At 55.9% G+C, this 21588-nt stretch carries 21 protein-coding genes; 11 read left to right on the forward strand and 10 right to left on the reverse strand.

Annotated elements, in window-relative coordinates; all coding sequences use genetic code 11:
• The first annotated feature begins 8 nt into the window (after positions 1–8).
• The 4 genes from ENI00_RS16810 to ENI00_RS16825 are packed head-to-tail and all read left to right on the forward strand — an operon-like array spanning position 9 to position 5543.
• Positions 9–830 (forward strand): enoyl-CoA hydratase/isomerase family protein, encoded by an 822-nt coding sequence (locus tag ENI00_RS16810; protein ID WP_304104884.1) that lies wholly within the window; start codon positions 9–11, stop codon positions 828–830.
• A 33-nt stretch (positions 831–863) separates the two neighbouring features.
• Positions 864–2834 (forward strand): acetyl/propionyl/methylcrotonyl-CoA carboxylase subunit alpha, encoded by a 1971-nt coding sequence (locus ENI00_RS16815; RefSeq protein WP_304104887.1) that lies wholly within the window; start codon positions 864–866, stop codon positions 2832–2834.
• A complete protein-coding gene (locus tag ENI00_RS16820; RefSeq protein WP_304104891.1) occupies positions 2831–3664 on the forward strand; it encodes an SDR family oxidoreductase in 834 nt (277 codons plus the stop codon). Before ENI00_RS16815 ends, ENI00_RS16820 begins: the two co-directional genes overlap by 4 nt.
• A 55-nt stretch (positions 3665–3719) precedes the next feature.
• Positions 3720–5543, forward strand: a complete 1824-nt coding sequence (locus tag ENI00_RS16825) for a long-chain-acyl-CoA synthetase (RefSeq protein WP_304104893.1) — start codon at positions 3720–3722, stop codon at positions 5541–5543.
• 57 nt (positions 5544–5600) lie between these two features.
• On the opposite strand, the gene ENI00_RS16830 is transcribed toward ENI00_RS16825, so the two are convergent.
• Positions 5601–6581, reverse strand: a complete 981-nt coding sequence (locus ENI00_RS16830; RefSeq protein WP_304104896.1) for an NADPH:quinone oxidoreductase family protein — start codon at positions 6579–6581, stop codon at positions 5601–5603.
• Between the two features lie 212 nt (positions 6582–6793).
• Positions 6794–7360, reverse strand: a complete 567-nt coding sequence (locus ENI00_RS16835; protein ID WP_304104900.1) for a BLUF domain-containing protein — start codon at positions 7358–7360, stop codon at positions 6794–6796.
• Between the two features lie 198 nt (positions 7361–7558).
• On the opposite strand from ENI00_RS16835, the gene ENI00_RS16840 reads away from it, so the two are divergent.
• From ENI00_RS16840 to ENI00_RS16860, 5 genes are all read left to right on the forward strand, one after another.
• Entirely contained in the window at positions 7559–8176 is a 618-nt protein-coding gene (locus ENI00_RS16840; protein WP_304104902.1) for a trimeric intracellular cation channel family protein, read from the forward strand.
• Positions 8177–8215: 39 nt separating this feature from the next.
• Positions 8216–9514, forward strand: coding sequence for an NCS2 family permease (locus tag ENI00_RS16845; protein ID WP_304104904.1), 1299 nt, complete (start codon positions 8216–8218; stop codon positions 9512–9514).
• Positions 9515–9544: 30 nt separating this feature from the next.
• Complete coding sequence (locus ENI00_RS16850; protein WP_304104908.1) at positions 9545–10087, forward strand: adenine phosphoribosyltransferase; 543 nt, start codon at positions 9545–9547, stop codon at positions 10085–10087.
• A gap of 73 nt (positions 10088–10160) precedes the next feature.
• Positions 10161–10823, forward strand: coding sequence for a fumarylacetoacetate hydrolase family protein (locus ENI00_RS16855; RefSeq protein ID WP_304104911.1), 663 nt, complete (start codon positions 10161–10163; stop codon positions 10821–10823).
• A gap of 47 nt (positions 10824–10870) precedes the next feature.
• Positions 10871–12181 (forward strand): ABC1 kinase family protein, encoded by a 1311-nt coding sequence (locus ENI00_RS16860; protein ID WP_304104914.1) that lies wholly within the window; start codon positions 10871–10873, stop codon positions 12179–12181.
• Positions 12182–12353: 172 nt separating this feature from the next.
• On the opposite strand, the gene ENI00_RS16865 is transcribed toward ENI00_RS16860, so the two are convergent.
• On the reverse strand, positions 12354–13757 hold the full coding sequence (locus ENI00_RS16865; protein ID WP_304104917.1) for an FAD-binding oxidoreductase: 1404 nt from the start codon (positions 13755–13757) through the stop codon (positions 12354–12356).
• Between the two features lie 191 nt (positions 13758–13948).
• On the opposite strand from ENI00_RS16865, the gene serA reads away from it, so the two are divergent.
• Positions 13949–15178, forward strand: a complete 1230-nt coding sequence (gene serA / locus ENI00_RS16870; protein WP_304104919.1) for a phosphoglycerate dehydrogenase — start codon at positions 13949–13951, stop codon at positions 15176–15178.
• Positions 15179–15281: 103 nt separating this feature from the next.
• Here the strand turns inward: serA and ENI00_RS16875 are convergent, their stop codons facing one another.
• Positions 15282–15938 carry an OmpA family protein gene (locus tag ENI00_RS16875; RefSeq protein ID WP_304104921.1) on the reverse strand — a complete coding sequence of 219 codons (657 nt, stop codon included), beginning with the start codon at positions 15936–15938 and terminating at the stop codon, positions 15282–15284.
• A gap of 108 nt (positions 15939–16046) precedes the next feature.
• The gene (locus ENI00_RS16880) at positions 16047–17063 is read right to left on the reverse strand and encodes an alpha/beta hydrolase (RefSeq protein WP_304104923.1); all 1017 of its coding nucleotides are present in this window, start codon (positions 17061–17063) and stop codon (positions 16047–16049) included.
• 79 nt (positions 17064–17142) lie between these two features.
• Between ENI00_RS16880 and ENI00_RS16885 the strand changes: the two genes are divergently transcribed.
• Positions 17143–18036, forward strand: coding sequence for an alpha/beta hydrolase (locus tag ENI00_RS16885; RefSeq protein WP_304104926.1), 894 nt, complete (start codon positions 17143–17145; stop codon positions 18034–18036).
• On the opposite strand, the gene ENI00_RS16890 is transcribed toward ENI00_RS16885, so the two are convergent.
• Genes ENI00_RS16890 through ENI00_RS16910 form a run of 5 tightly spaced genes read right to left on the reverse strand, consistent with a single transcriptional unit; the run spans position 18014 to position 21580 of the window.
• Positions 18014–18292, reverse strand: coding sequence for a GIY-YIG nuclease family protein (locus ENI00_RS16890; RefSeq protein WP_304104929.1), 279 nt, complete (start codon positions 18290–18292; stop codon positions 18014–18016). The two genes, ENI00_RS16885 and ENI00_RS16890, sit on opposite strands and share 23 nt — an antisense overlap.
• Positions 18282–19190 carry a DMT family transporter gene (locus tag ENI00_RS16895; RefSeq protein ID WP_304104932.1) on the reverse strand — a complete coding sequence of 303 codons (909 nt, stop codon included), beginning with the start codon at positions 19188–19190 and terminating at the stop codon, positions 18282–18284. The genes ENI00_RS16890 and ENI00_RS16895 overlap by 11 nt, the downstream gene beginning before the upstream one ends.
• Positions 19190–20638: a sigma-54-dependent transcriptional regulator gene (locus ENI00_RS16900; RefSeq protein ID WP_304104935.1), complete on the reverse strand. Its 1449-nt coding sequence runs from the start codon at positions 20636–20638 to the stop codon at positions 19190–19192. Before ENI00_RS16900 ends, ENI00_RS16895 begins: the two co-directional genes overlap by 1 nt.
• Positions 20635–20886, reverse strand: a complete 252-nt coding sequence (locus tag ENI00_RS16905) for an ATP-binding protein (protein ID WP_304104938.1) — start codon at positions 20884–20886, stop codon at positions 20635–20637. Before ENI00_RS16905 ends, ENI00_RS16900 begins: the two co-directional genes overlap by 4 nt.
• Positions 20870–21580, reverse strand: coding sequence for a hypothetical protein (locus tag ENI00_RS16910; RefSeq protein WP_304104940.1), 711 nt, complete (start codon positions 21578–21580; stop codon positions 20870–20872). Before ENI00_RS16910 ends, ENI00_RS16905 begins: the two co-directional genes overlap by 17 nt.
• Positions 21581–21588: the final 8 nt, after the last annotated feature.

The raw sequence follows: 21588 nt of genomic DNA on the forward strand, positions 1-21588 counted from the left end.
GTCTACCGATGGAAACCTTGCCTCATTGCGACACACTGCTTCTGGAAAAACAGGGGGCAGCCCTGCACATAACCATCAACCGGCCGAACTCCCGGAACGCCATGAGCCTGCAGATGGTTGCCGAGCTGTCCGCGATATTCACCGAAGTGGAATCTAATCCCAGCATACGCGCCTTGGTTATCCGCGGTTCCGGTGGACATTTCTGTGCCGGCGGCGACATCAAAGACATGGCTGGCGCCCGCAACCACAAAGCCGGTGAAGGCGAAACCGACCCGTTCTACCGCCTCAACCGTGCCTTCGGGCAGATGATCCAGCAGGTAAACGAATCCTCCAAAGTCGTCATTGCCATCACCGAAGGCGCCGTTATGGGTGGCGGCTTTGGCTTGGCCTGCGTGTCAGACGTCGCCATCGCCGGCCCCACAGCCAAGTTCGGCATGCCGGAAACGTCCCTGGGCATCATCCCGGCGCAGATCGCACCGTTTGTCGTAGAACGCATCGGCCTGACCCAGGCCCGTCGACTTGCGCTACTTGGATTAAGAATCGGAGCAGAAGAAGCCTGCGCACTGGGCATCGTTCACCAAGCCGCTGCATCGGATGAAGAACTGAACGACATGTTAGCCAAGGCACTGGATCGCATTCGCCATTGCGCGCCAAACGCAACAGCCCAAACCAAAGCCCTGCTCCACCGAGTAGGCCACGAGCCCATGAGTAGATTACTCGACAGCGCCGCTGAAATGTTCACAGCAGCCGTCCGAAGCAGCGAAGGCGCCGAAGGCACCATGGCGTTCATGCAAAAACGCCCGCCAGCTTGGGCAGACGAAAACCATTGATTGCGGCCTTGTACCGATTAAGAGAAATACGCCATGCTGAAAAAATTACTGATAGCGAACCGGGGCGAAATCGCAGTCCGGGTTATTCGCACCGCCAAAGCCCTCGGATACCGCACCGTGGCCGTCTACTCCGAGGCAGACGCCAACGCAATGCACACCGAACTGGCAGATGAAGCCGTTTGCATAGGCCCAGCGCAAGTGGCGGCGTCTTACCTCAATGCTGACGCCATACTCGATGCCGCCCGCAAAACCGGCGCAGATTGCATCCACCCTGGCTACGGCTTTCTCTCTGAAAATGCTGGCTTCTCCAATGCCTGCAAAGCAGCCGGCATCGTATTCGTAGGCCCGCCGGCCAGCGCCATCGAACTCATGGGTAGCAAGCGACGCTCAAAAATCGCCATGCAAAAAGCCGGCGTACCCGTGGTTCCCGGTTACGAAGGCGACAACGCAGGCGATGACGAACTGATCGCCGCAGCAGCGGACATCGGCTACCCGCTGATGATCAAAGCCTCCGCCGGCGGCGGTGGCCGGGGCATGCGCCTGGTGCATCAAGAATCCGAACTGGCCGACAACATCAAACGCGCCAGATCCGAATCCAAACAAGCCTTTGGCGACGACGAACTGATCCTCGAAAAAGCCGTCATCGAACCCCGCCATATCGAAATACAGGTCTTCGCCGACCGTCACGGCAACGCCGTTTACCTTGGCGAGCGGGACTGTTCGGTACAGCGTCGGCACCAGAAGGTGGTCGAAGAAGCGCCCTCGCCCTTTGTGACACCCGAACTTCGGGCCGCCATGGGCGACGCCGCCGTAACAGCGGCCCTTGCCTGCAACTACGAAGGCGCGGGTACCGTCGAATTTCTCGTCGACAAAGACCGTAACTTCTACTTCCTGGAAATGAACACGCGCCTGCAGGTAGAACATCCGGTTACCGAACTGATCACCGGGCAGGATCTGGTGGCCTGGCAGCTCTCGGTTGCCGAAGGCCTACCGCTGCCACTGGCTCAGAACGATATTGAACTGAACGGCCACGCCATTGAAGTCCGGCTTTACGCGGAAGATCCCGCCAATGGCTTCACACCCCAAACCGGCCCGCTGCATGTCTTTCAGCCGGCAGAGGGCGAAGGCCTGCGCTATGACACAGGCGTGCGTTCCGGTGATGAGGTAACGCCACACTACGACCCCATGCTTGCGAAGGTTATCGCCTGGGGCGAAAACCGTGATGAAGCCCGTCGTCGGTTGATCCGGGCCTTGGAAGACACCACCATTTTTGGCCTGACAACCAACCGGTATTTCCTTAGCCGCATCATCGCAGACAGCACGTTTGGTGCCGGCGAGGCCACCACCGCGTTCCTGCAGCAGTCCTTCAGCGCAGACCCATCACTGCAGCCGGCGAAGACGCAAATCCGCCAGCTCGCACTTGCAGCCTGCGTATTGGCCCATGGCACCAGTGGCCAGGAAGCCTGGAGCAACGCACCGGCTACCCACACCCCCATGAAGCTTGAAACCGGAGGTGAGACCGTTGAGTTATTGGTGCAAAGCAACGGCCAAAATCTCTCCGCCCGTCTCGGCCATGAACACTATGAATTGACCATAGCCAGCATCCAGAACGGCCTCTTGTGCGTTGTCGACAAGGGTATTCGTCAGCGTTGTCACTATCACCGCGACGGAGATTCTCTTCATTTGCAGGCATTCGGAAAATCGTGGTCAGTGACGGATCTTACTCACCAGCCAGCCGCCGGCGCCAACGGAGAAGGCAACGGGCGCATTCCAGCTTCAATGGACGGCGCCATTATCGACGTACTGGTCGAGCCCGGCCAAACCGTTCGCCAGGGTGAAACCCTCGTCATACTGGAAGCCATGAAAATGGAGCACCCGGTGAAAGCAGACTGTGACGGGGTTGTTGCCCAGGTTCTGACTCGCAAAGGCGATCAGGTCAGGCGCAATCAGTTACTGGTGGAAGTGACCATCGACGAAGCATCCGAATCGGAGAACAAAAAATGAACACACTGAAAAACCAAACCATCTTTATTACCGGCGCCAGCCGGGGTATCGGCCGTCAGATCGCTATTGCCTGTGCCCGCCAGGGCGCCAATGTTGTCATCGCGGCGAAGTCAGACACACCACACCCTAAGCTGCCAGGCACCATTCACACAGTAGCCGAAGAGGTTCGTGCGGCAGGTGGCCAGGCGCTGCCTTTGGTTCTCGACGTGCGCGATGAAAAACAGATAAAACAGCGTATCGATGAGGCCGCCGAGCACTTTGGCGGCCTTGATGCATTGATCAATAACGCCGGCGCCATACGCCTGACCGGCGTAGAAAACCTGAAGATCAGCCGCTTCGACCTAATGCACCAAGTGAACGCCCGCGCAGTACTTGCCTGCAGCCAGGCTGCCCTGCCCTGGCTCAAAAAAACCGGTCGTGGCCATATTCTGAGCATGTCGCCGCCACTGAACCTGGATCCAAAATGGTTCGCGCAGTTCGGGCCTTATACCTCAACAAAATACGCGATGACCATGATCAGTATCGGCATGGCACAGGAATTCCGGCGTTACGGAATTGCCGTGAACACTCTTTGGCCCAAAACGCTCATCGCGACCGCCGCCATTCAATATGAAGTGGGTGGCGAGCAATTGATGGCACAGGGCAGAACGCCGGAAATCATGGCCGATGCGACCGTTAGCATCCTGAATCGATCGTTAGACGAGATGACCGGCCAAAACCTGATTGACGAAGACGTGCTCCGCCAAGACGGCGTCACCGATTTCGAGAGATACCGGTACATAGCGGGTGATAAGCCCCTATTGCCAGATCTTTACCTGGACCAGCCTTAAGGCGAGGTTATCCCAAGGCCCTAAACACATTATAAAAATACCTTACGGAAAGCCCATGGACCACGACAACGTTACAGCGATGGACATCGTGCGCAGCCTGCCGGGAATATTCAAAAGATTCCCGACTATTGCAAAAGGGTACTATTACTACTCGATCAAGGACGCGCAGAATACCCTTACCCTCGGGACCCTGGTTGAAAACAACGCTGAAAAGCACGGGAACAGGCCGGCAATTCTTTTTGAGGATTGCCGCATCACCTGGGGTGACTTCAACGCCTGGGCCAACCGCATTGCCGGTTACTTTCTGGCACAGGGGCTGAAAAAAGGCGATTCCATCGCTGTATTCCTTGAAAATCGTCCGGAAATTCTGGCAGTGGTGGCGGGCGCAGCCAAGATCGGGGTTGCCTGCGCAATGCTGAACGCCTCCCAGAAAGGCAACGTACTGAAACACAGCGTCAACCTGATCAAGCCGAAAATGATGGTGATTGGTGAGGAGCTGATACCTGCCTTTGATGGGATTAAAGCAGGCCTTCAGCCCGACCATCCCACGCCTTTTTTATTCCTTGCCGACACCAATACCCTCAACGCCTTCGGCGATGCCCCCTCGGGCTACGCCAACATGGCGCAGCAGATCAGCACATTTAACAGCGAAGACCCCGTTCTGAGCGATCCGCCCAGAACCGGAGACATAGCGATTTACCTGTTCACCTCCGGCACCACAGGTCTGCCTAAGGCCGCCCCTGCCTCCCACAACAAGTTCCTGAAAGCCTATGGCGGCTTTGGCCTGATGTCTCTGGCCATGAAGCCGGAAGACGTCTTCTACTGCGCCCTACCGCTGTATCACGGCACCGGGCTTGTGGTTTGCTGGGGCTCGGTACTCGCCGGCGGATCTGCCTTTGCCCTGCGCCGAAAATTCTCTGCCAGCGCCTTCTGGGACGACGTGCGCCGCTATGATGCCACCGTCTTTGGCTACATCGGCGAACTCTGCCGTTACCTGCTCAACCAGCCGCCCAGCGATCAGGACCGCAACCACCGGCTAACCAGAATGCTCGGCAACGGCTTGCGCCCGTCTATCTGGAAAGAGTTCAAAGACCGGTTCGGTATTGAAACCATTGCAGAGCTCTATGCGTCCAGCGAGGGCAACATCGGCTTCAGCAACTTCTTCAACCTGAACAAAACCGTCGGCTTGTCTACCGCGCCGTACAAACTGGTGAAATTCCATGACGGCACCCGCGACCCAATTCGGAACCGCAACGGCATCCTGCAGGAAGTAACGAAAGGTGATCCAGGACTGCTCATCGGTGAGATCACGAAAAAGTGGGGTTTTGAGGGTTACACTCAGAAAGACGCCACGGAGAAATCCATCCTGCGCGATGCCTTTAGAAGAGGAGATTCCTGGTTCAACACTGGCGATGTGCTGAGAGACATCGGCTGTCGCCATCTGCAGTTCGTGGACCGTATGGGGGATACGTTTCGCTGGAAAGGCGAGAACGTTTCAACCAACGAAGTGGAAAACATCATCGACGGCTCGGGAATGGTCGAGGAAGCTATCGTCTACGGCGTGGAGATCCCGAAAACCAGCGGCAAAGCCGGCATGGTGACGCTGGTACCGAACAGTCGCACCTTTGAAATCAACAAACTGCTGGCATTCATGCGGGCCAACCTGCCAGCGTATGCGGTTCCGGTGTTTGTGCGCATTACCCACGCCATCGAGAAAACCGGCACGTTCAAGTATCGCAAGGTGGATATCCAGAAAGCCGGTTACGCTCTGGCGCGGCCCAGTGAGCACGTTTTCGCTTGGCTGCCAAAAACCGAGGGTTACATTCAACTAACCCCTGAGCTGATTACGGATATTGATGCTGGCATGTTTAACTTCTGAAATCGGCTCTAGCCTTTCAGTCGCTGCTTTGCGCCAAAACTAAAAGGCTACGAGAACTCAGGAGCCAACCTTAAGCACCACCTTGCCAGTAGCACGCCGCTCACTCAGCGCCCTCAGAGCCTTGGCGTAATCCTCGAACTCAAACACTTCGCTGATGTTTGGGTCGATTTTGCCTTCGGCATAAAGCTTCATCAAATCCATCATGTTCTGGGCGCTCGTTTCTGGCTCGCGCTGGGTGAAACTGCCCCAGAACACGCCAACAACCGAACAACCTTTCAGAAGTGTCAGATTCGCCGGAATTTTCGGGATATCCCCCGCAGCAAAGCCGATGATCAAGTGGCGACCGTTCCAGGCCATGGCGCGCAACGCCTGCTCGGTGAAATCGCCGCCTACGGGGTCGTAAATCACGTCCACGCCCTTGCTGTTCGTCAGGCGCTTTACCGCGTCTTTCAACGGCTCTTCGGTGTAGTTGATCAGCTCATCTGCGCCCGCCGCTCTGGCAACTTCAAGCTTCTCCGCTGAGCTGGCAGCAGCAATAACGTGGGCGCCCATGGCTTTGCCCAACTCTATCGTAGCAAGGCCTACACCGCCGCTGGCGCCCAGAACCAGAAGGCTTTCGCCAGGCTGGATGTTGGCGCGCTGTTTGAGGGCGTAATAGGACGTGCCGTAAACCATGGTAAACGCCGCGGCTTTCTCGTCGCTCATGCCTTCTGGCACCGGAAGCAGGTTGTGCTCGGGCACGATGACTTCTTCGGCAAAAGCGCCGTAACCGGTCAGGCCGGCCACTCGGTCGCCCACCTTGAAGCGGGTTACCTTGTCGCCTATCGCAATGACTTCACCGGACATTTCGCCGCCGGGAGAGAATGGCATGGTCGGCTTGAGCTGGTATTTACCTTCGATAATAAGCGTGTCAGGAAAGTTCAGCCCGGCTGCTTTCACGCGGACTTTAACACCGCGACCTTTGGCTTCAGGGCTCGGTACGTCTTCAATTACGAGCTTTTCAGCCGGGCCGTATTCTTTACAGAGGATGGCTTTCACGGAAACTCCTGCAACGATGCTGCTGTTTGATTCTGACAGGACAGAGATTCTGCCCGTTCGTGGTTTCAATCAAGCTAAACAGAGTCACCCCATGAAGCAAATAAATCTCTTTTATCCATCTGAATAAAGATTGTTTATAGTTGTGGCGTTGTGTGGATCGTTGTTGGTTGGAGCATTGTTGGCCAGAGCGTTATCGCTAAAGGCGTTAGGGCTTACAGCATCGTACCAGCATAAATCAGCGCTCCCAGCAGGCAGGCAGCCGCAGCGAGCAGGCCCATGCGCAGTTTCCAGGAATAGGCCTGTGCCTTTTGTTTCGGTGCGTTCCGGTCATTCGGATTAACCGACTTCTGGTTTTGACTGGCGCTGCGAACCAATCCGATCATTTCTTCGCATTGCCCGGAGGTGAACGATGCAGGATTAAAACTATCCAGGTTATGGCTTGCCAGAAATCGACGAACGTCCGTTGAGAGCGGCACGTACTTCATGGACCAATTGCTGAACGTTCGTGCCTCAAGGGGCTCATCCATCAATTTGACGATAGTGCGATGCCTGCTGTCCTGCTTGATGCGCTCATAGGTTTTTCGAACATCCTCTTCTTCACCTTCCAGATATTGAAAGAATCGATTATCCCCGTAATAGAGACCCCCGACGAGGTCGCACTTGCCGTTATTCCGGCGCGACGCCATGAGAATTCGGGCAACGTGGGGCTCAACACCCTGCTCTACTGGTTTGGGTGCGAACGTGGCTTCACTGGCATAGGCCAGACGCGTGAGAGGCATATCAGAAACTCCGTATATCGGATTAACGGGAAGCAGACAGCAGAGTACGTCCAGGGACGCTGTTATGGATCATAGACGCCGGCGAAAACAGGCTCTTCGAATCGCTATTCGGGATGAATCAAAAGCGGTTTTCCGCTATCCTCCTCACTCTTGTTACAGACTACTCAGAAAGCATCCGCCTCCCAGTCAGAATCCGCTATGTTCGACGTTGTTTATTCGCTTGAAATGATTGGAATTATTGCCTTTGCCATATCCGGCATGGTGGTTGCGCGTTCGAAGAACATGGATCCCGTCGGGGTTTTCACCATCGCATTTATTACCGCCCTTGGGGGTGGAACCCTCCGTGATCTCATCATGGCGAATCATCCGGTTTACTGGATCAAGCACGAAGAACAACCCATCCTTATTCTCGCCATGGCGATTGTATTCAGCTACTGGAAGCGTTCAGAGCGTATTCGCGAATCCTGGATTGTATTTCCGGATGCCATCGGGCTCGGTACCTTCTCGATACTCGGTGCGCAACTGGCTCTCGATATGGGCCACTCATGGTTTATCGCCTCACTGCTTGGCGTGATGACAGGTACATTTGGTGGCGCCTTGCGCGACACTATTTGCAACGAAGTACCCTTCATTTTCCGCAAAGATCAGATTTATGCGTCTATTTCGTTCGCCGGCTGCTGGCTTTATTTTCTGTGCCAGTGGGCGTTGCAAAGCGAAGTGCTTGCGCTGGCGATTGGCCTGCTCTTTATTGTTATTGTTCGAATGGCTGCGGTGCGATTCGACATCCGCTTACAGCGTGATCCAACGCAAAACTGACATCCCACACTCTGATACCCCGAGAGGCCGACACCCGACATGCTCGAACGACTGTTCCAACTCCAGGCCCACGGCACCAACGTTCGTAAAGAACTGGTTGCGGGCATTACCACCTTCTTGACCATGGCATACATTATTGTGGTCAACCCCAGCATTATGTCTTCCACAGGCATGGACGCCGGTGCGGTATTCGTTGCTACTTGTTTGGCTGCCGCCATCGGCACCCTGATTATGGGACTGTGGGCTAACTACCCGATTGCCCTGGCGCCGGGCATGGGCCTGAACGCATTTTTCGCGTATACCGTTGTGGGCAACCTCGGGTACAGCTGGCAAGTCGCGCTTGGCGCCGTATTTCTCTCGGGCCTGATCTTCTTCCTGCTCAGCATTTTCAAGATCCGCGAGTGGATCATTAACAGCATTCCCATGTCCCTGCGTTTTGGAATTTCCGCGGGCATCGGCTTTTTCCTGGCGCTGATTGCCCTGAAAAACGCCGGTGTAGTGGTTGCCAATCCTGGCACTCTGATTGGCCTTGGTGAATTAAAATCGGCAGAGAGCCTGCTGTTTTTTGGCGGGTTTGTCGTGATTTGTGCTTTGTCGTTCCGGCGCATAACCGGTGCGGTCATGATTGGCATTATTGCCGTAACAGCCATTGCAATGATGTTGGGCATGGTCGAATACAACGGTCTGGTTTCCGCTCCGCCAAGCCTTGCGCCTACGTTCATGCAGCTGGATATCGCCGGCGCCCTGAACGTTGGCATGATCAGCATTGTGTTCGCCTTTCTGTTTGTGGATCTGTTTGACACCTCGGGCACGCTGATTGGCGCCGCTCAACGCGGCGGACTGCTCGACAAAGACGGCAAACTTCCACGCCTGGGCCGGGCCCTGATGTCTGACTCGGTAGCCACTATGTCCGGTGCCGCTCTCGGCACCTCAACCACCACCAGTTACATCGAGTCTACCGCAGGTATTTCGGCCGGTGGGCGCACCGGCCTGACCGCCGTGGTGGTTGCCGTTCTCTTCCTCGCGTGCCTTTTGCTGTCTCCCATTGCCAGCATTATTCCGGCGTATGCCACAGCGCCGGCGTTGCTGTACGTTGCGGTGTTGATGGCCAGCGGGCTGAAACTGATAGACTGGGATGACATCACAGAGGCCGCGCCGGCAGTGGTTACAGCACTGATGATGCCGCTGACGTTTTCAATCGCCAACGGCATTGCACTGGGCTTCATCACGTATGCCGTCATCAAGGCTTTGAGCGGTCGCTGGTCGGATCTGAACGTCAGCGTGGTGGTGATCGCCATTATTTTCATTCTGAAATTCATCTTTCTTGACGCAGCCTGAGCTGCGCGCAGACCCAGAGCCTGATTTCCTATGGATTACTTTTCCAACAGCATTAAACAAGCAATCCGTACGGTGCCGGACTGGCCCAAGCCCGGTGTCACGTTTCGTGATATCACCACCGTTCTGCAAGACAAAACAGCCTTCCGGAAGCTGATTGACGCTTTCGTTCATCGCTACCACGGCCACAAGATTGATGCGGTGGCCGCGGTGGATGCTCGGGGGTTCATTATTGGATCGGCCCTGGCTTATGAGCTCAATGCCTCTTTGGTGCTGGTGCGCAAAAAGGGCAAGTTGCCGTTTGATACGCTGGTGGAGGACTACGAACTGGAGTATGGAACCGCCTCCGTAGAGCTCCACGAAGATGCGCTCAAACCCGGTGACAAGGTTGTGCTAGTCGATGATTTGATTGCGACCGGTGGCACCATGCTGGCCGCCAGTCGGTTGATCCGCCGTATTGGCGCAGACATTATAGAAGTTGCCGCAATGATCGATCTTCCCGACCTTGGAGGTTCCGCCAAGCTGCAGGAAGAGGGCTTGAAGGTCTATACTGTGTGCTCGTTTGAGGGCGAATAGAGACGGCGCCTCCGGGACGTTTTGAGACGTGTTTAAGTTTTAGGACGTGTTTAAAGAGCATCGGGAGAACACCATGGATCGTTATCAACACCACTGGAAAGACGGCACACCTGTGCACCTGCCGCTGGGAAAGATTGTCTGCGTTGGCCGGAATTACGCGGACCACGCCAAAGAGCTCAACAACCCGGTACCCGCGGAACCCCTGCTGTTCATAAAGCCCGCCACGTCTGCGGTGCACGTAACACGTCCTCTGGCGCTTTCCGCCAATCAGGGCCAAGTGCACTTCGAAACCGAGCTGGCGGTATTGATAGGCAAACCCCTCACCAACGCATCGGAGAGCGACGCTCAGTCAGCCATTCTCGGCTACGGGCTGGCGTTGGACCTGACCCTTCGGGATCTGCAAAGTCAGCTCAAAGAGAAAGGCCATCCCTGGGAACGGGCAAAAGCCTTTGATGGCGCCTGCCCCTTGTCTCCGTTTGTGGCGGTGGAGTATTTCGGTAACGACTGCATCACCTTCAATCTGGACATCGATGAGCAGAGACAGCAAAGCGGCGACACCGGGGATATGATTTTCCCTATCGTTCCGCTGCTGGCTCATATAAGCCGCCATTTCACGCTGTTGCCCGGCGATGTAGTGCTCACTGGCACCCCCAGTGGCGTGGGCCCGCTGCGCTCAGGACAAACCCTGTCGCTACAACTGGAGGACCAGTTGTCTGTCTCCACCAAAGTGGTTTAACGTGAGCTGACACAATCTTTCTTTTTCGGGAGCACGTATAGTCAGGCATGGCAAAAAAACCGGTTACCTCGCGCAGTGGTCGATTCTTCAAGCTTGCCGGCATGACGGCCTCGGTAGCGGGACAGTATGCCGGTCAGAAAGCCCGCAGCCTGTTCAGCAATGAAAACGACGACGGCGCCCGCAGTGAAAGCTACACCCGCATGGCAAACCGCATTACCGACACCCTCGGTGAGATGAAAGGCGCGGCTATGAAGGTGGGCCAGATTGCTTCCCAGACCCAGGATTTCCTGCCCCGAGAGTTTTCTGATGCGCTCCAAAAGCTGCAGAAAGAAGCGCCTCCCATGCCGTTCGAAATCATTCTTGAACAGATAGAGATGGAACTGGGAAAGCCGGTAGGCGAGCTGTTCGAGTATCTGCAGGAGACCCCCTATGCCGCTGCATCGATCGGCCAGGTGCACCGCGCCCGGTTACACGACGGCACCGATGTCATCGTAAAGGTGCAGTATCCGGGTGTGGATGAATCGTGCGATTCCGACCTGAAACAGCTACGCCTGGCTCTGAAGCTGGGCGGCCTCCTGAAAATGCCGAAAGAGTCGGTAGATCAGCTGTTCACGGAGATTCGGGAGCGCCTTCAGGAAGAGCTGGATTACGAGAATGAAGCCCGCAATATTGACCTGTTCCGGGAGTTTCACAAGAAAGATTCCTGGGTCGTTATTCCTTCCGTGATCCTCAGCCACTCGACCCGTCATGTGCTGACGCTGGGGCTGGAGGAAGGCGATCACGTTAACGAGGTTACGCCGGAGCGCTACGATCAGGCCACGATCAATCTGATTGGTCATCGTATGTTTACCACCATGGCAGATCAGCTATTCCGGTTCCAATGCATCCATGGCGACCCGCACGCGGGGAACTTTGCGTATCGGCCCGATGGCAGCATCGTTATGTATGACTTTGGCTGTGTTAAAAAACTGAAGCCGGAGATTGTTGAGGCGTATCGCAATGCCATCATCGCGGCGCTGGATCAGGATTATAAAGCTCTTGATGCGTACTTGATTGATCTGGGCGCCCGAGTGGGGAGCCAACCTGCTATTGATGAGGCGTATTACGCTATGTGGCGGGATATTCTTGTGGTGCCGTTCAATTCCGAGCAACCCTATGACTTTGGCGAGTCCAGTATTCACAAGCATGTGGCAGCCAAGACGAGCACGGTGTTCAAGTATCTGGATTCGTTCAAGCCGCCGGTTGAGAGTATTTTTATCGACCGGATGATTGCGGGGCATTACTGGATGCTGAAGCGGCTGGGGGTTCAGGCGGCGTTTGGCGAGGAGCTTCGTGGGTATCTTGGCGGGCCTGACTGATTTTCTGGCTTTAGTGGTAACGGCATCGACAGGGTGTAGCGTTCAAAACACGCTGTGAATACGTCCCTGTGCGCTTGGCTCCGCCATTCATGGCTACGCACAGTTTTGAGCGCTACACCCTGTCGGTGCCTATCTTGCTAAGGCGTTTTTTAGCACACTTTGTACGTTTGCATCAGTCGAAGATCTTGCCGGGGTTGATGATGCCGTTGGGGTCAAATACCTGTTTGATGCCTCTCAGATAGGCAATTTCTGCTTCGCTGCGGGTGTAATGCAAGTAGGGCTTTTTGGTCATGCCTACGCCGTGTTCGGCGGAGACGCTGCCCTGGTACTTTTCGACGATTTCAAACACCCACTTGTTGACCTGCTGGCACTTTTCGAAGAAGTCTTCCTTTGCCATGTCTTCCGGTTTGAGGATGTTGAGGTGCAGGTTGCCATCGCCAATGTGGCCGAACCAGATGATTTCAAAATCCGGGTACTGTGCAGTCACCAACTCGTCAATTTCCTGCAGAAATCCCGGCACTTTAGAAACCACAACGGAAATGTCGTTCTTGTATGGGGTGCGGGGGGCGATGGATTCCGAGATGCGCTCGCGCAGCTGCCACAGGTTCCGGGCCTGAGTTTCGCTCTGGCTGATCACGCCGTCCAGCACCCAGCCGTTTTCCATGCACTGCTCGAACAGGCCCATGGCGTCGTCCATTACCTGATCAGACGTCGATTCAAACTCCAACAAGGCATAATACGGCGCTTCGGTTTCAAACGGCGCCGGCACCTGTCCGTGGGCCAGGACATGCCCCATAGCCTGGTGCGAGAAGAATTCGTAGGCGGTCAGGTCCAGGCCACTCTGGAAGGTTTTGAGCACGTCCATGGTGTTGCCAAGATCGTTCAGCCCGAGCACCAGTACCGTCAGGTTATCTGGCTGGCGCGTGAGCTTCATGGTGACTTCGGTAATAAAGCCCAGGGTTCCTTCGGCGCCGATAAACAGATGGCGCAGGTCGTAGCCGGTGTTGTTTTTCGCAAGGTCTTTATTCAGATCAAGAATGTCGCCCTTGCCGGTTACCACTTTGAGGCCGGCGACCCAGTCGCGGCTCATGCCGTAGCGGATCACCTTGATACCGCCCGCGTTGGTGGAGAGATTACCCCCAAGCTGGCTGGAGCCGGCGGAGGCAAAATCGACCGGGTAGTAAAGGTTGTTCTCTTCGGCAAAACTCTGCAGTTGCTGGGTCACAACGCCGGCCTGGCAGTGAACCAATCGGTCACTGGCGCTGAAATCCAGAATCTGGTTCATGTTGTCGAATGCAACAACCACCTCGCCGTTAGCGGCCACAGCGCCCGCACTCAGGCCCGTTCGGCCACCGGAGGGCACCAGTGCCACACGGTTTTCGTTGGCAAACTTCACCAGTGCCTGAACCTGCTCAGTGGTTTTCGGGAGCACGATGGCCAGTGGGTTTGGCTCATAAATTCGCGTCCAATCCTTGCCGTAAGTGTCGAGATCCGCTGGGTCCGTCAGCACCTTTGCGGGCGCGTCGCCGGCGGCTACAAGCTCTTTCAGGGCAACAATGATCTGTTCAGAGTTCATGAAGTCATCAGTCTCGTCAGGGTCGGGCGGTGGCTCTGGATTAAAAGTTCCAGGTTCGCTTGATTCAGGCGAACCGGGACACTGTGAAAAGTTGCTTTTATGGTATCATACTGCCCCTGTTCTGCGAGCCAGCCCCAACGACCACTGGCCGCAGGTCACTTCATGCGACGAAAGGTTCGGAAGCAAAGCCCATGTCAACGACGTCTCTCGAAAAGAGCAAAATCCGCATTCTACTGCTGGAAGGCGTGCATCAGACCGCACTGGATACTCTGAATGCTGCAGGCTACACCAACATTGAGTCCCTCAGTCACTCGCTGTCCGAGGAAGACCTTATAGAGAAGATTGCCGATGCGCATTTTATAGGCCTTCGCTCTCGCACTCAGTTGACTGCCAAGGTGTTCGAGGCTGCCAAAAAGCTGGTTGCAGTGGGCTGTTTCTGCATTGGCACTAATCAGGTTGATCTGCACGCAGCGACACGTCGCGGCATCGCGGTGTTCAATGCGCCTTTTTCTAACACCCGCAGTGTTGCGGAACTGGTTTTGGCGCAGGCTATCCTGCTACTGCGCGGCGTTCCGGAAAAAAATGCCAGTGCCCACCGTGGCGATTGGCAGAAATCGGCCAAAAACAGCTACGAGATTCGCGGCAAAAAGCTGGGCATCATCGGTTACGGCAACATAGGCACCCAGTTCAGCGTTCTGGCCGAAAGCCTGGGCATGGACGTGTACTTCTACGACGTAGTGTCCAAGCTGCCGATCGGCAATGCAACCCAGGTAGGAACCCTGCAGGAACTGCTCAACATTGCCGATGTTGTGAGTTTGCACGTTCCCGAAACACCGGCCACCAAGTACATGTTCAAGGCCGAGCAGTTGGCCCAGATGAAGCCTGATTCTATCCTGATGAATGCATCACGAGGCTCCGTCGTGGATATCGAGGCACTTGCAGAATCCCTGAGAAGCGGCAAGCTGCTGGGCGCTGCGATTGACGTTTTCCCGGTCGAGCCCAAGTCCAATAACGAAGAATTCGTTTCTCCACTGCGTGAGTTCGACAACGTTATTCTGACGCCACACGTAGGCGGCTCCACCATCGAAGCCCAAGAAAACATCGGGCGCGAAGTAGCTGAGAAGCTCGCTATGTATAGCGACAACGGCACCTCGGTGTCGTCGGTGAACTTTCCGGAAGTGGCTCTGCCCTCACACCCGAACCAGCACCGTTTGCTGCACATTCATGAGAACGTGCCGGGCGTGATGTCGGAAATAAACCAGGTGTTCTCCGAGAACGGCATCAACGTTTGCGGCCAATATCTGCAAACCAAACAAGACATTGGCTACGTGGTGATTGATGTAGACAAGGCCTACGGCGAACTTGCTCTGGAGAAACTGCTCCAGGTAAAAGGCACCATTCGCGGTCGGGTGCTGTTCTAGGCGGCGCTCGGTATAAACGCCGGTCAGAGAAAGCAAAAAAGCTCCGCCACCAAAAGGTCGCGGAGCTTTTTTTGCCCGGCCAGGCCGGACCGGAGTAGTCGCGTTACTGCATAGGAACCAGCGTCAGCTCGACGCGACGGTTCTGTTCACGCCCTGCGGCGTTATCGTTGGACGCGATAGGTTTACGCTCACCGTAACCCGTCGCGCGAGTGCGCCTGGACTCGATACCCTGATTCAGGAGGAAGTCCCGCACGGAGCCCGCGCGACGCTCACTGAGCAACTGGTTGTAGCTGTCTGAACCCGAGCTGTCGGTATGACCGTCGATCTGAATGATTGTTTTGTTGAACTCTTTCAGCACCAGAACAACCGATTCCAGCGTGTTTGTGAACCCGCCCCGGATGGCGGTCTGATTCAACTCAAAGGTGATGTTGCCCGGCATGATGAGTTCAATCTGATCACCGTTGCGAACAACACGAACGCCGCTGCCTTCCAGCCTCTGCCGCAACATGGCTTCTTGCCTGTCCATGTAATAGCCAATGCCGCCGCCAACGGCCGCACCACTCGCTGCACCAATCAGCGCGCCCTTGCCACGGTCACTTTTACTGGAGGTTGCAGCGCCAACGGCTGCGCCACCAATCGCACCAATGATACTGCCTTTGGTGGCATCTGAAGTTTTCTGCTCGCCTGTGTATGGGTCATACGTCATACAACCGGCGAGGCCCATGGTCGTTACTGCTAGTGCAAGCATTGTTTTCTTCACAGCATTCTCCTGTGGCTGGGTTTATTACTGGTTTTGTTGCAGGGGTCTTTCGAGCCCTTTAGCGCTCTCGTTGTGGCGTCGAGAATGGTCAAGACTCATCTGGAGTGATCAATAGTCGTCAGGGTCATCTGCCAATGAATGATCAAAGGTATCTATAATGGTGTTGAACACAGTTGCCTGCAGATCCTTGGCTTCGTTCACCAAGTGATGGCGGCCGTCGGCAATCCTCACTTCCTCTACCGATGCAAACTTGTTGCGGATAATTCTCAGATTGTGTTGCCAATCTACTGTCTGGTCTTTTTCGCCCTGAACCACCGTAACGGGGAAGTTGACCGGTCGCGCAGATTCAATGTGTGGAATCCAGGTACGCAACGCGCCCACCCAGTCAACGTGAACGGCTCTTGCCTGCAGTGGATCATTTTCTCGCAGGAAGCGCAAAAAACGAGTATTGCCACTGTTCGCTGAAAACGCACGCTGCCACCGTGAAATAAACGGCTTTACCATCGTGTGGAGCATTTTTGCGCCGAGCCAGCCTGCAGGCCGTACCAACGGTGCCAACAACACAACATTACGGAACTCCGATGTTTCCACGGAGTGGTGGTTCGAGAGCAGGTAGTCAATCAGTATGGCGCCCCCCGTACTCTGGCCCACCGCAAACCATGGCCCACGGGTTTTCTCACGAGCACAAGCCATAACATCTGACAACACCGCCTGATATTCCAGGAAATTGCCGATAGCCGCCGGTGTCCCGCTGGAGAGCCCGTGGCCAGGTTGATCATACGTCAACACGTCGAAACCCGCGCTGAGACAACGCTCAATCAATTGGCTGTATAAACCCACATGATCAAAGTAACCGTGCAGGATAAACACAGTGCCACGCCCGGGACGGGATTCCGGCAATCGGAAATAATGCACCATAATCTGGTGCCGATCCGCCGTTATATAGCCCTGATGATAGGCAATACCCGGGTGTTCCACCCAGAGATCAAGGCCATAAAATCGGCAATATGCCACCATCTCTTCGCTCAGATCTTCCCGTCCTTCCGGGTCGAACGGCTCAAGCCTTTCAAGCAGGGATTCACGATTCCAGTCCGGTATTTCTATGGTATCTGTTTTCCAGTACACGTAGAGTTAAACGCCTGTCGTGGATAGATAATACGAATTACGATGCACAATCCTAACCCATAGCGGGGGCATAACACAGATGTTGCAACATCTTCTTGAAACCGGGCTGCGACAAACCATGAATTGCCTGGTCAAGCCGGCTCTTCACCCAACCGTCCCAATTGCCGTTCAACGCACGCTTACACGCCAGGCCTACCGGAGCTCCGTGGCGCCCCGTGGCTGTCGCTTCCAGGCCGACACACTGGCGGGCATACCGGTAATCAGAAGCTCTTTTGGCCAGGCCACGCGCGGCGCCGTGCTGTATTTGCACGGCGGTGGTTACATCATCGGCTCTGCGGCTACCCACAAAGGGCTTGCCGGGCACCTTGCCAAAGCCTGCGGTTGCATGGTGGTGACGCCGGATTACCGCCTTGCACCGGAGCATCCTTTCCCGGCCGCACTGGACGACGCAGAGGCCGCCTGGCGGGCGTTGATTGAGGAAGGATTTGCACCCGGGCACATTGCCATCGCCGGTGATTCGGCCGGCGGTGGATTGGCTATTGCGTTGGCCATGCGCTTGCGTGATATGCAACACCCCCTGCCCGCGTCCCTTACGGTTTTTTCGCCCTGGGTAGACCTGACCCAGGAAACGCTTTACTCGCCTGAATGCGAACCGGTTCTGCAAGCGCGCTGGACAGCAAACGCTGCGAAACTCTACGCTGGCGAGGAATCTCTGCGTAACCCCCTGCTTTCACCGGTTTTTGGAAATCTTGAAGGCTTGCCTCCCCTGTTGATCCAGGTCGGAAGCCAGGAAATTCTGCTTAACGATGCCGAGCGACTCGCCCGTGCGGCCAGCACAGCCGGGGTGAACACCCAGCTTGAGGTGTTCAACAGCCTTTGGCACGTTTTTCAGGTACACAGCAGCCAGTTGGACAGAGCCGCCGCCGCAGTGCACACGGCGGGCGCGCACATCAGAGGGCATCTGGCAGACTGATTTCACCGAGTAAAAGCGCCTCTTTGCGTTGCCTTGGCCACTGTTTGATGTGCCATTCCAACTTTGACGCCCGGCTGCGATCTCCCGCCACTGCGCTGAACACCAATTCCAGCGGGCACTTGCCCCTCAGGCTCCGGGCTCCTTTGGGCGCGCCCGCCTGATGTTCGGCAAAGCGCCGGGAAACATCCGTGCTAATGCCGGTATAGAGCGCACCACCGGCGGTACGAACCATATAGATAAACCAGTCACTGGCCATCTTTCAGCCCCTGTTCCCTTACCTTCACCTTTTTCTGTTGTACCCAAAGGCCCACCATGATCAGCACCAGGCCGATGTAAGTCGATGGGAGAATCTGCTCACCCAGAATGAAGTAAATGAAAACAAGCGACAGAAACGGCGAGATGAAGATGAGATTGCTCACTCTGGAGGTGTTTTCTGCCTTTTTCATGGCGTAAGACCAGAGCACAAAGGCAATGCCCATCTCAAATGTGCCTACGTAGACAGCTGCGATCAGCGAGCCGGTCACCGGCAAAACCAGGCCTTCGGTCCACCAGCAGATCAGCGCAATTACCGGGAGGCCAAACAGAAAGTTCAGGAACAATCCCACTACCGGGTCCCGAGTGTCACGTGTCGCAAGAATCCAGTAAGAGGCCCACACAAGCGTACTGCCGATTGCCAGGGAAACACCCAGCGGATCGGAGAAATTCAGCGTGGTCACGTTGCCGCGCGTGGCAATAACCACTACCCCCGCGTAGCACACCAGCCCCGCAAGGACATCGAGCCTGCGCAGACGATGCCCCAAAAAAGGCACCGACAGATACGCAAGAACCAGCGCCCAGGTATAGTTCAACGGCTGGGCCTCTTGGGCAGGAAGCCGGTCAAAAGCGCCAAATAAGAGAAAGTAATACAGGCAGGGGTTAATCAGGCCCATGCCAAACGACTGCACGTATTGTTTTTTTCTCAGTGAGAACACCAGATGCCAGCGCTTTTGCAACACAAGGATGACACCCATAACCAGCACCGATGAGGCGCAGGCAACCAGCAGCATTTGCACAGGCGCCAAATCCGCAAGCGCCAGCTTGAAGGCCGTCGCAACGGTAGACCACAGCAGAACGGTACCCAGCCCGTACAACATGGCTGTTTTCTGATCCTTCATTACAACTCTCCCTGCGGGTCTGGTAACCGAGTGCTTTGCGGGTTTTGATTGCCTCCAGCATCTACAGCTTCACTGGCCGACTCGTTTGCGGCCAGCCACCGGTACAAGGTGCGCCGGTTAATGCCCAAAATTTGCGCCGCTCGGCGTTTATTGCTGTTGACCGCCTGCATCACTTTGCGTACGTAATCCTGCTGCAGATTTTCCAGCGTCGGCCATTCAGAGATGTTGTCACCGAGGGGTTTGGCTTGTGGGTTTACCGCAACGCCCTGGCGCTTGCGAACCCGTTCCGGCAGATGATCTGGCTGAACGGTGTCGCCCTCGCAGAAGGTAACGGCCCTCTCGATGGCGCTGGCAAGCTCACGAACATTCCCCGGAAACGGATAGTCCATCAACGTGCGGGAGCTTACGTCACTAAGCTTCAGGAATCCGCGCTGATGCCTCCGCGCCGCCTCTCGTAAAAAATGCATGGCGAGCAGATCAACGTCGTCACCCCGCTCCCGCAGCGCCGGAACCCGCAGGCTAAGGGTTTCCAGCCGATAGTAGAGATCTTCCCGAAAGCTACCCTCGCGAACGGCTTTGAGCAAATCCATATGGGTGGCGGCAAGAATTCGTACGTTCACAGGTTCTTCCTGATCCGATCCAACGGGCTTGACCATGCCTTCTTGCAACACCCGCAGCAGCTTCGCCTGCAAGCCCTGGGGCATCTCCCCGATTTCATCCAGTAGCAAAGTGCCTCCGTCGGCTTCGGCGAACAGGCCTTTGCGGGCCTGACGGGCGCCCGTGAACGAACCTGCTTCATGACCAAAGAATTCGCTCTCCATGAGCTCCCCCGGAATGCCCGCGCAGTTAACCGCCACGAAGGGCCCGGAGCCCCGCTCGCTGGCCCGGTGAATCGCTCTGGCGACCAACTCTTTCCCGGTGCCGCTTTCGCCACAAATCAATACCGCAGCTTCACTGCGGGCAATCTGGCGAATGTCAGACCGAAGCCGAACCATGCTCTCATGTTCACCAATCAGACCAAGAGATTCATCCGCGCCCTTGTGCGCGAGATACTGCTGCAGTTGGCGGCTGAGATCGGCTTGGGTCAGCAATCGGCGTATTTTCAGGCGTAGATGATCGGTAGACAGCGGCTTGGTCAGAAAATCATCCGCGCCAGCTTTCAATGCCTCGACGGCCTGATCGACGGTTCCAAACGCGGTAATAACAATAAAAGGCAGGCTGTGTCCGTCAGCCTGAGCCGCTTTGAGAAGCTCAAGCCCGTCCCCGTCCGGCAAGCGGAGATCTGAAACAACCAGATCTGGCGTTTGTTCGACAAGCAGTCGACAGCCTTCGCTTACCGTAGCTGCGCAGGTTACCCGATAACCCTCCAGCTCAAGTTCTTCACTTAACAACTGGCTCAAACTGGCGTCGTCCTCCAGCAGCAGGATCGTGGCTTTGAATTCGTTCATGCTGAGGTCTCCACTGGCCAGAACAGGCTCATTTTGCACCCACCCGATTCGTTGGTTCCGATTTCAATCCGGCCGCCGTGCTCTTTGAGTACGCTGCTGACCACCGCCAGCCCCAGCCCTGTGCCCTCCCCGGCGGGGCGGGTACTGTAAAAGGGCTCAAGCACAGCTTCCCGGTGTTCTGGCACTATGCCTGGGCCATCGTCATCTACCCGTACTTCCCATTCCGTCGCGTCACGATGCAGCGACAAAATCACCTCCGAGACAGCCGCCTGGCAGGCGTTGCGAACCACGTTCAGGCAGGCCATCCATAATACTGAGCAGCCGGCTAACGTGGCGGCCCACGGTGCCGTAGTGACCAAGCACCACCACGAGAATGATTGTGATCGCCAGCGCCGACCAGATAGACACGGCCCACATACGGCTCGATGCGAGCAACTCATGGAAATCACTGCGTTTGCGGGTTATCTGCAACAGGCCGTGAATCCGGCCATCATCGGCCACCAGGGGCGTAAAGTGCGAGAATACGGATTGCCCGTCCACCCATCGAAAAGCACCCCCAAGTTCGCCGCTGTTGATGACCTGTTCGGCGCTGGCACTATTACCCACATCGGTATCCGCGAGACCCAGGCTGGCTATACGGGTTCCGTTCTTGTCAAACACCGATGCGCCGGACACCCGGCCAATCCGGAAAATCGATTTCAGGGAATCCCCCATCACCAGCCCGTCGTTTTCCTGCATTGCCCGCGACAGTGGCCCACTGGCAGCGCGCGCTACCAGTTCCAGATCTTCTTGCAAGCGATCATTCAAAGCCCTTTCTACTGCCCCAAACCCCAGATAAATGGCCAGCCCGCTCATAACCAGCAAAGGCACAACAATGCTCAATACGAGGGATAACTGTATCGACCCGATTAACCGCCCGGCATTTCTGAAAGAAGGCTTCATTTTGTCTC

The sequence above is a fragment of the Marinobacter antarcticus genome (assembly GCF_011049865.1).
Lineage (GTDB): Bacteria > Pseudomonadota > Gammaproteobacteria > Pseudomonadales > Oleiphilaceae > Marinobacter > Marinobacter antarcticus_A.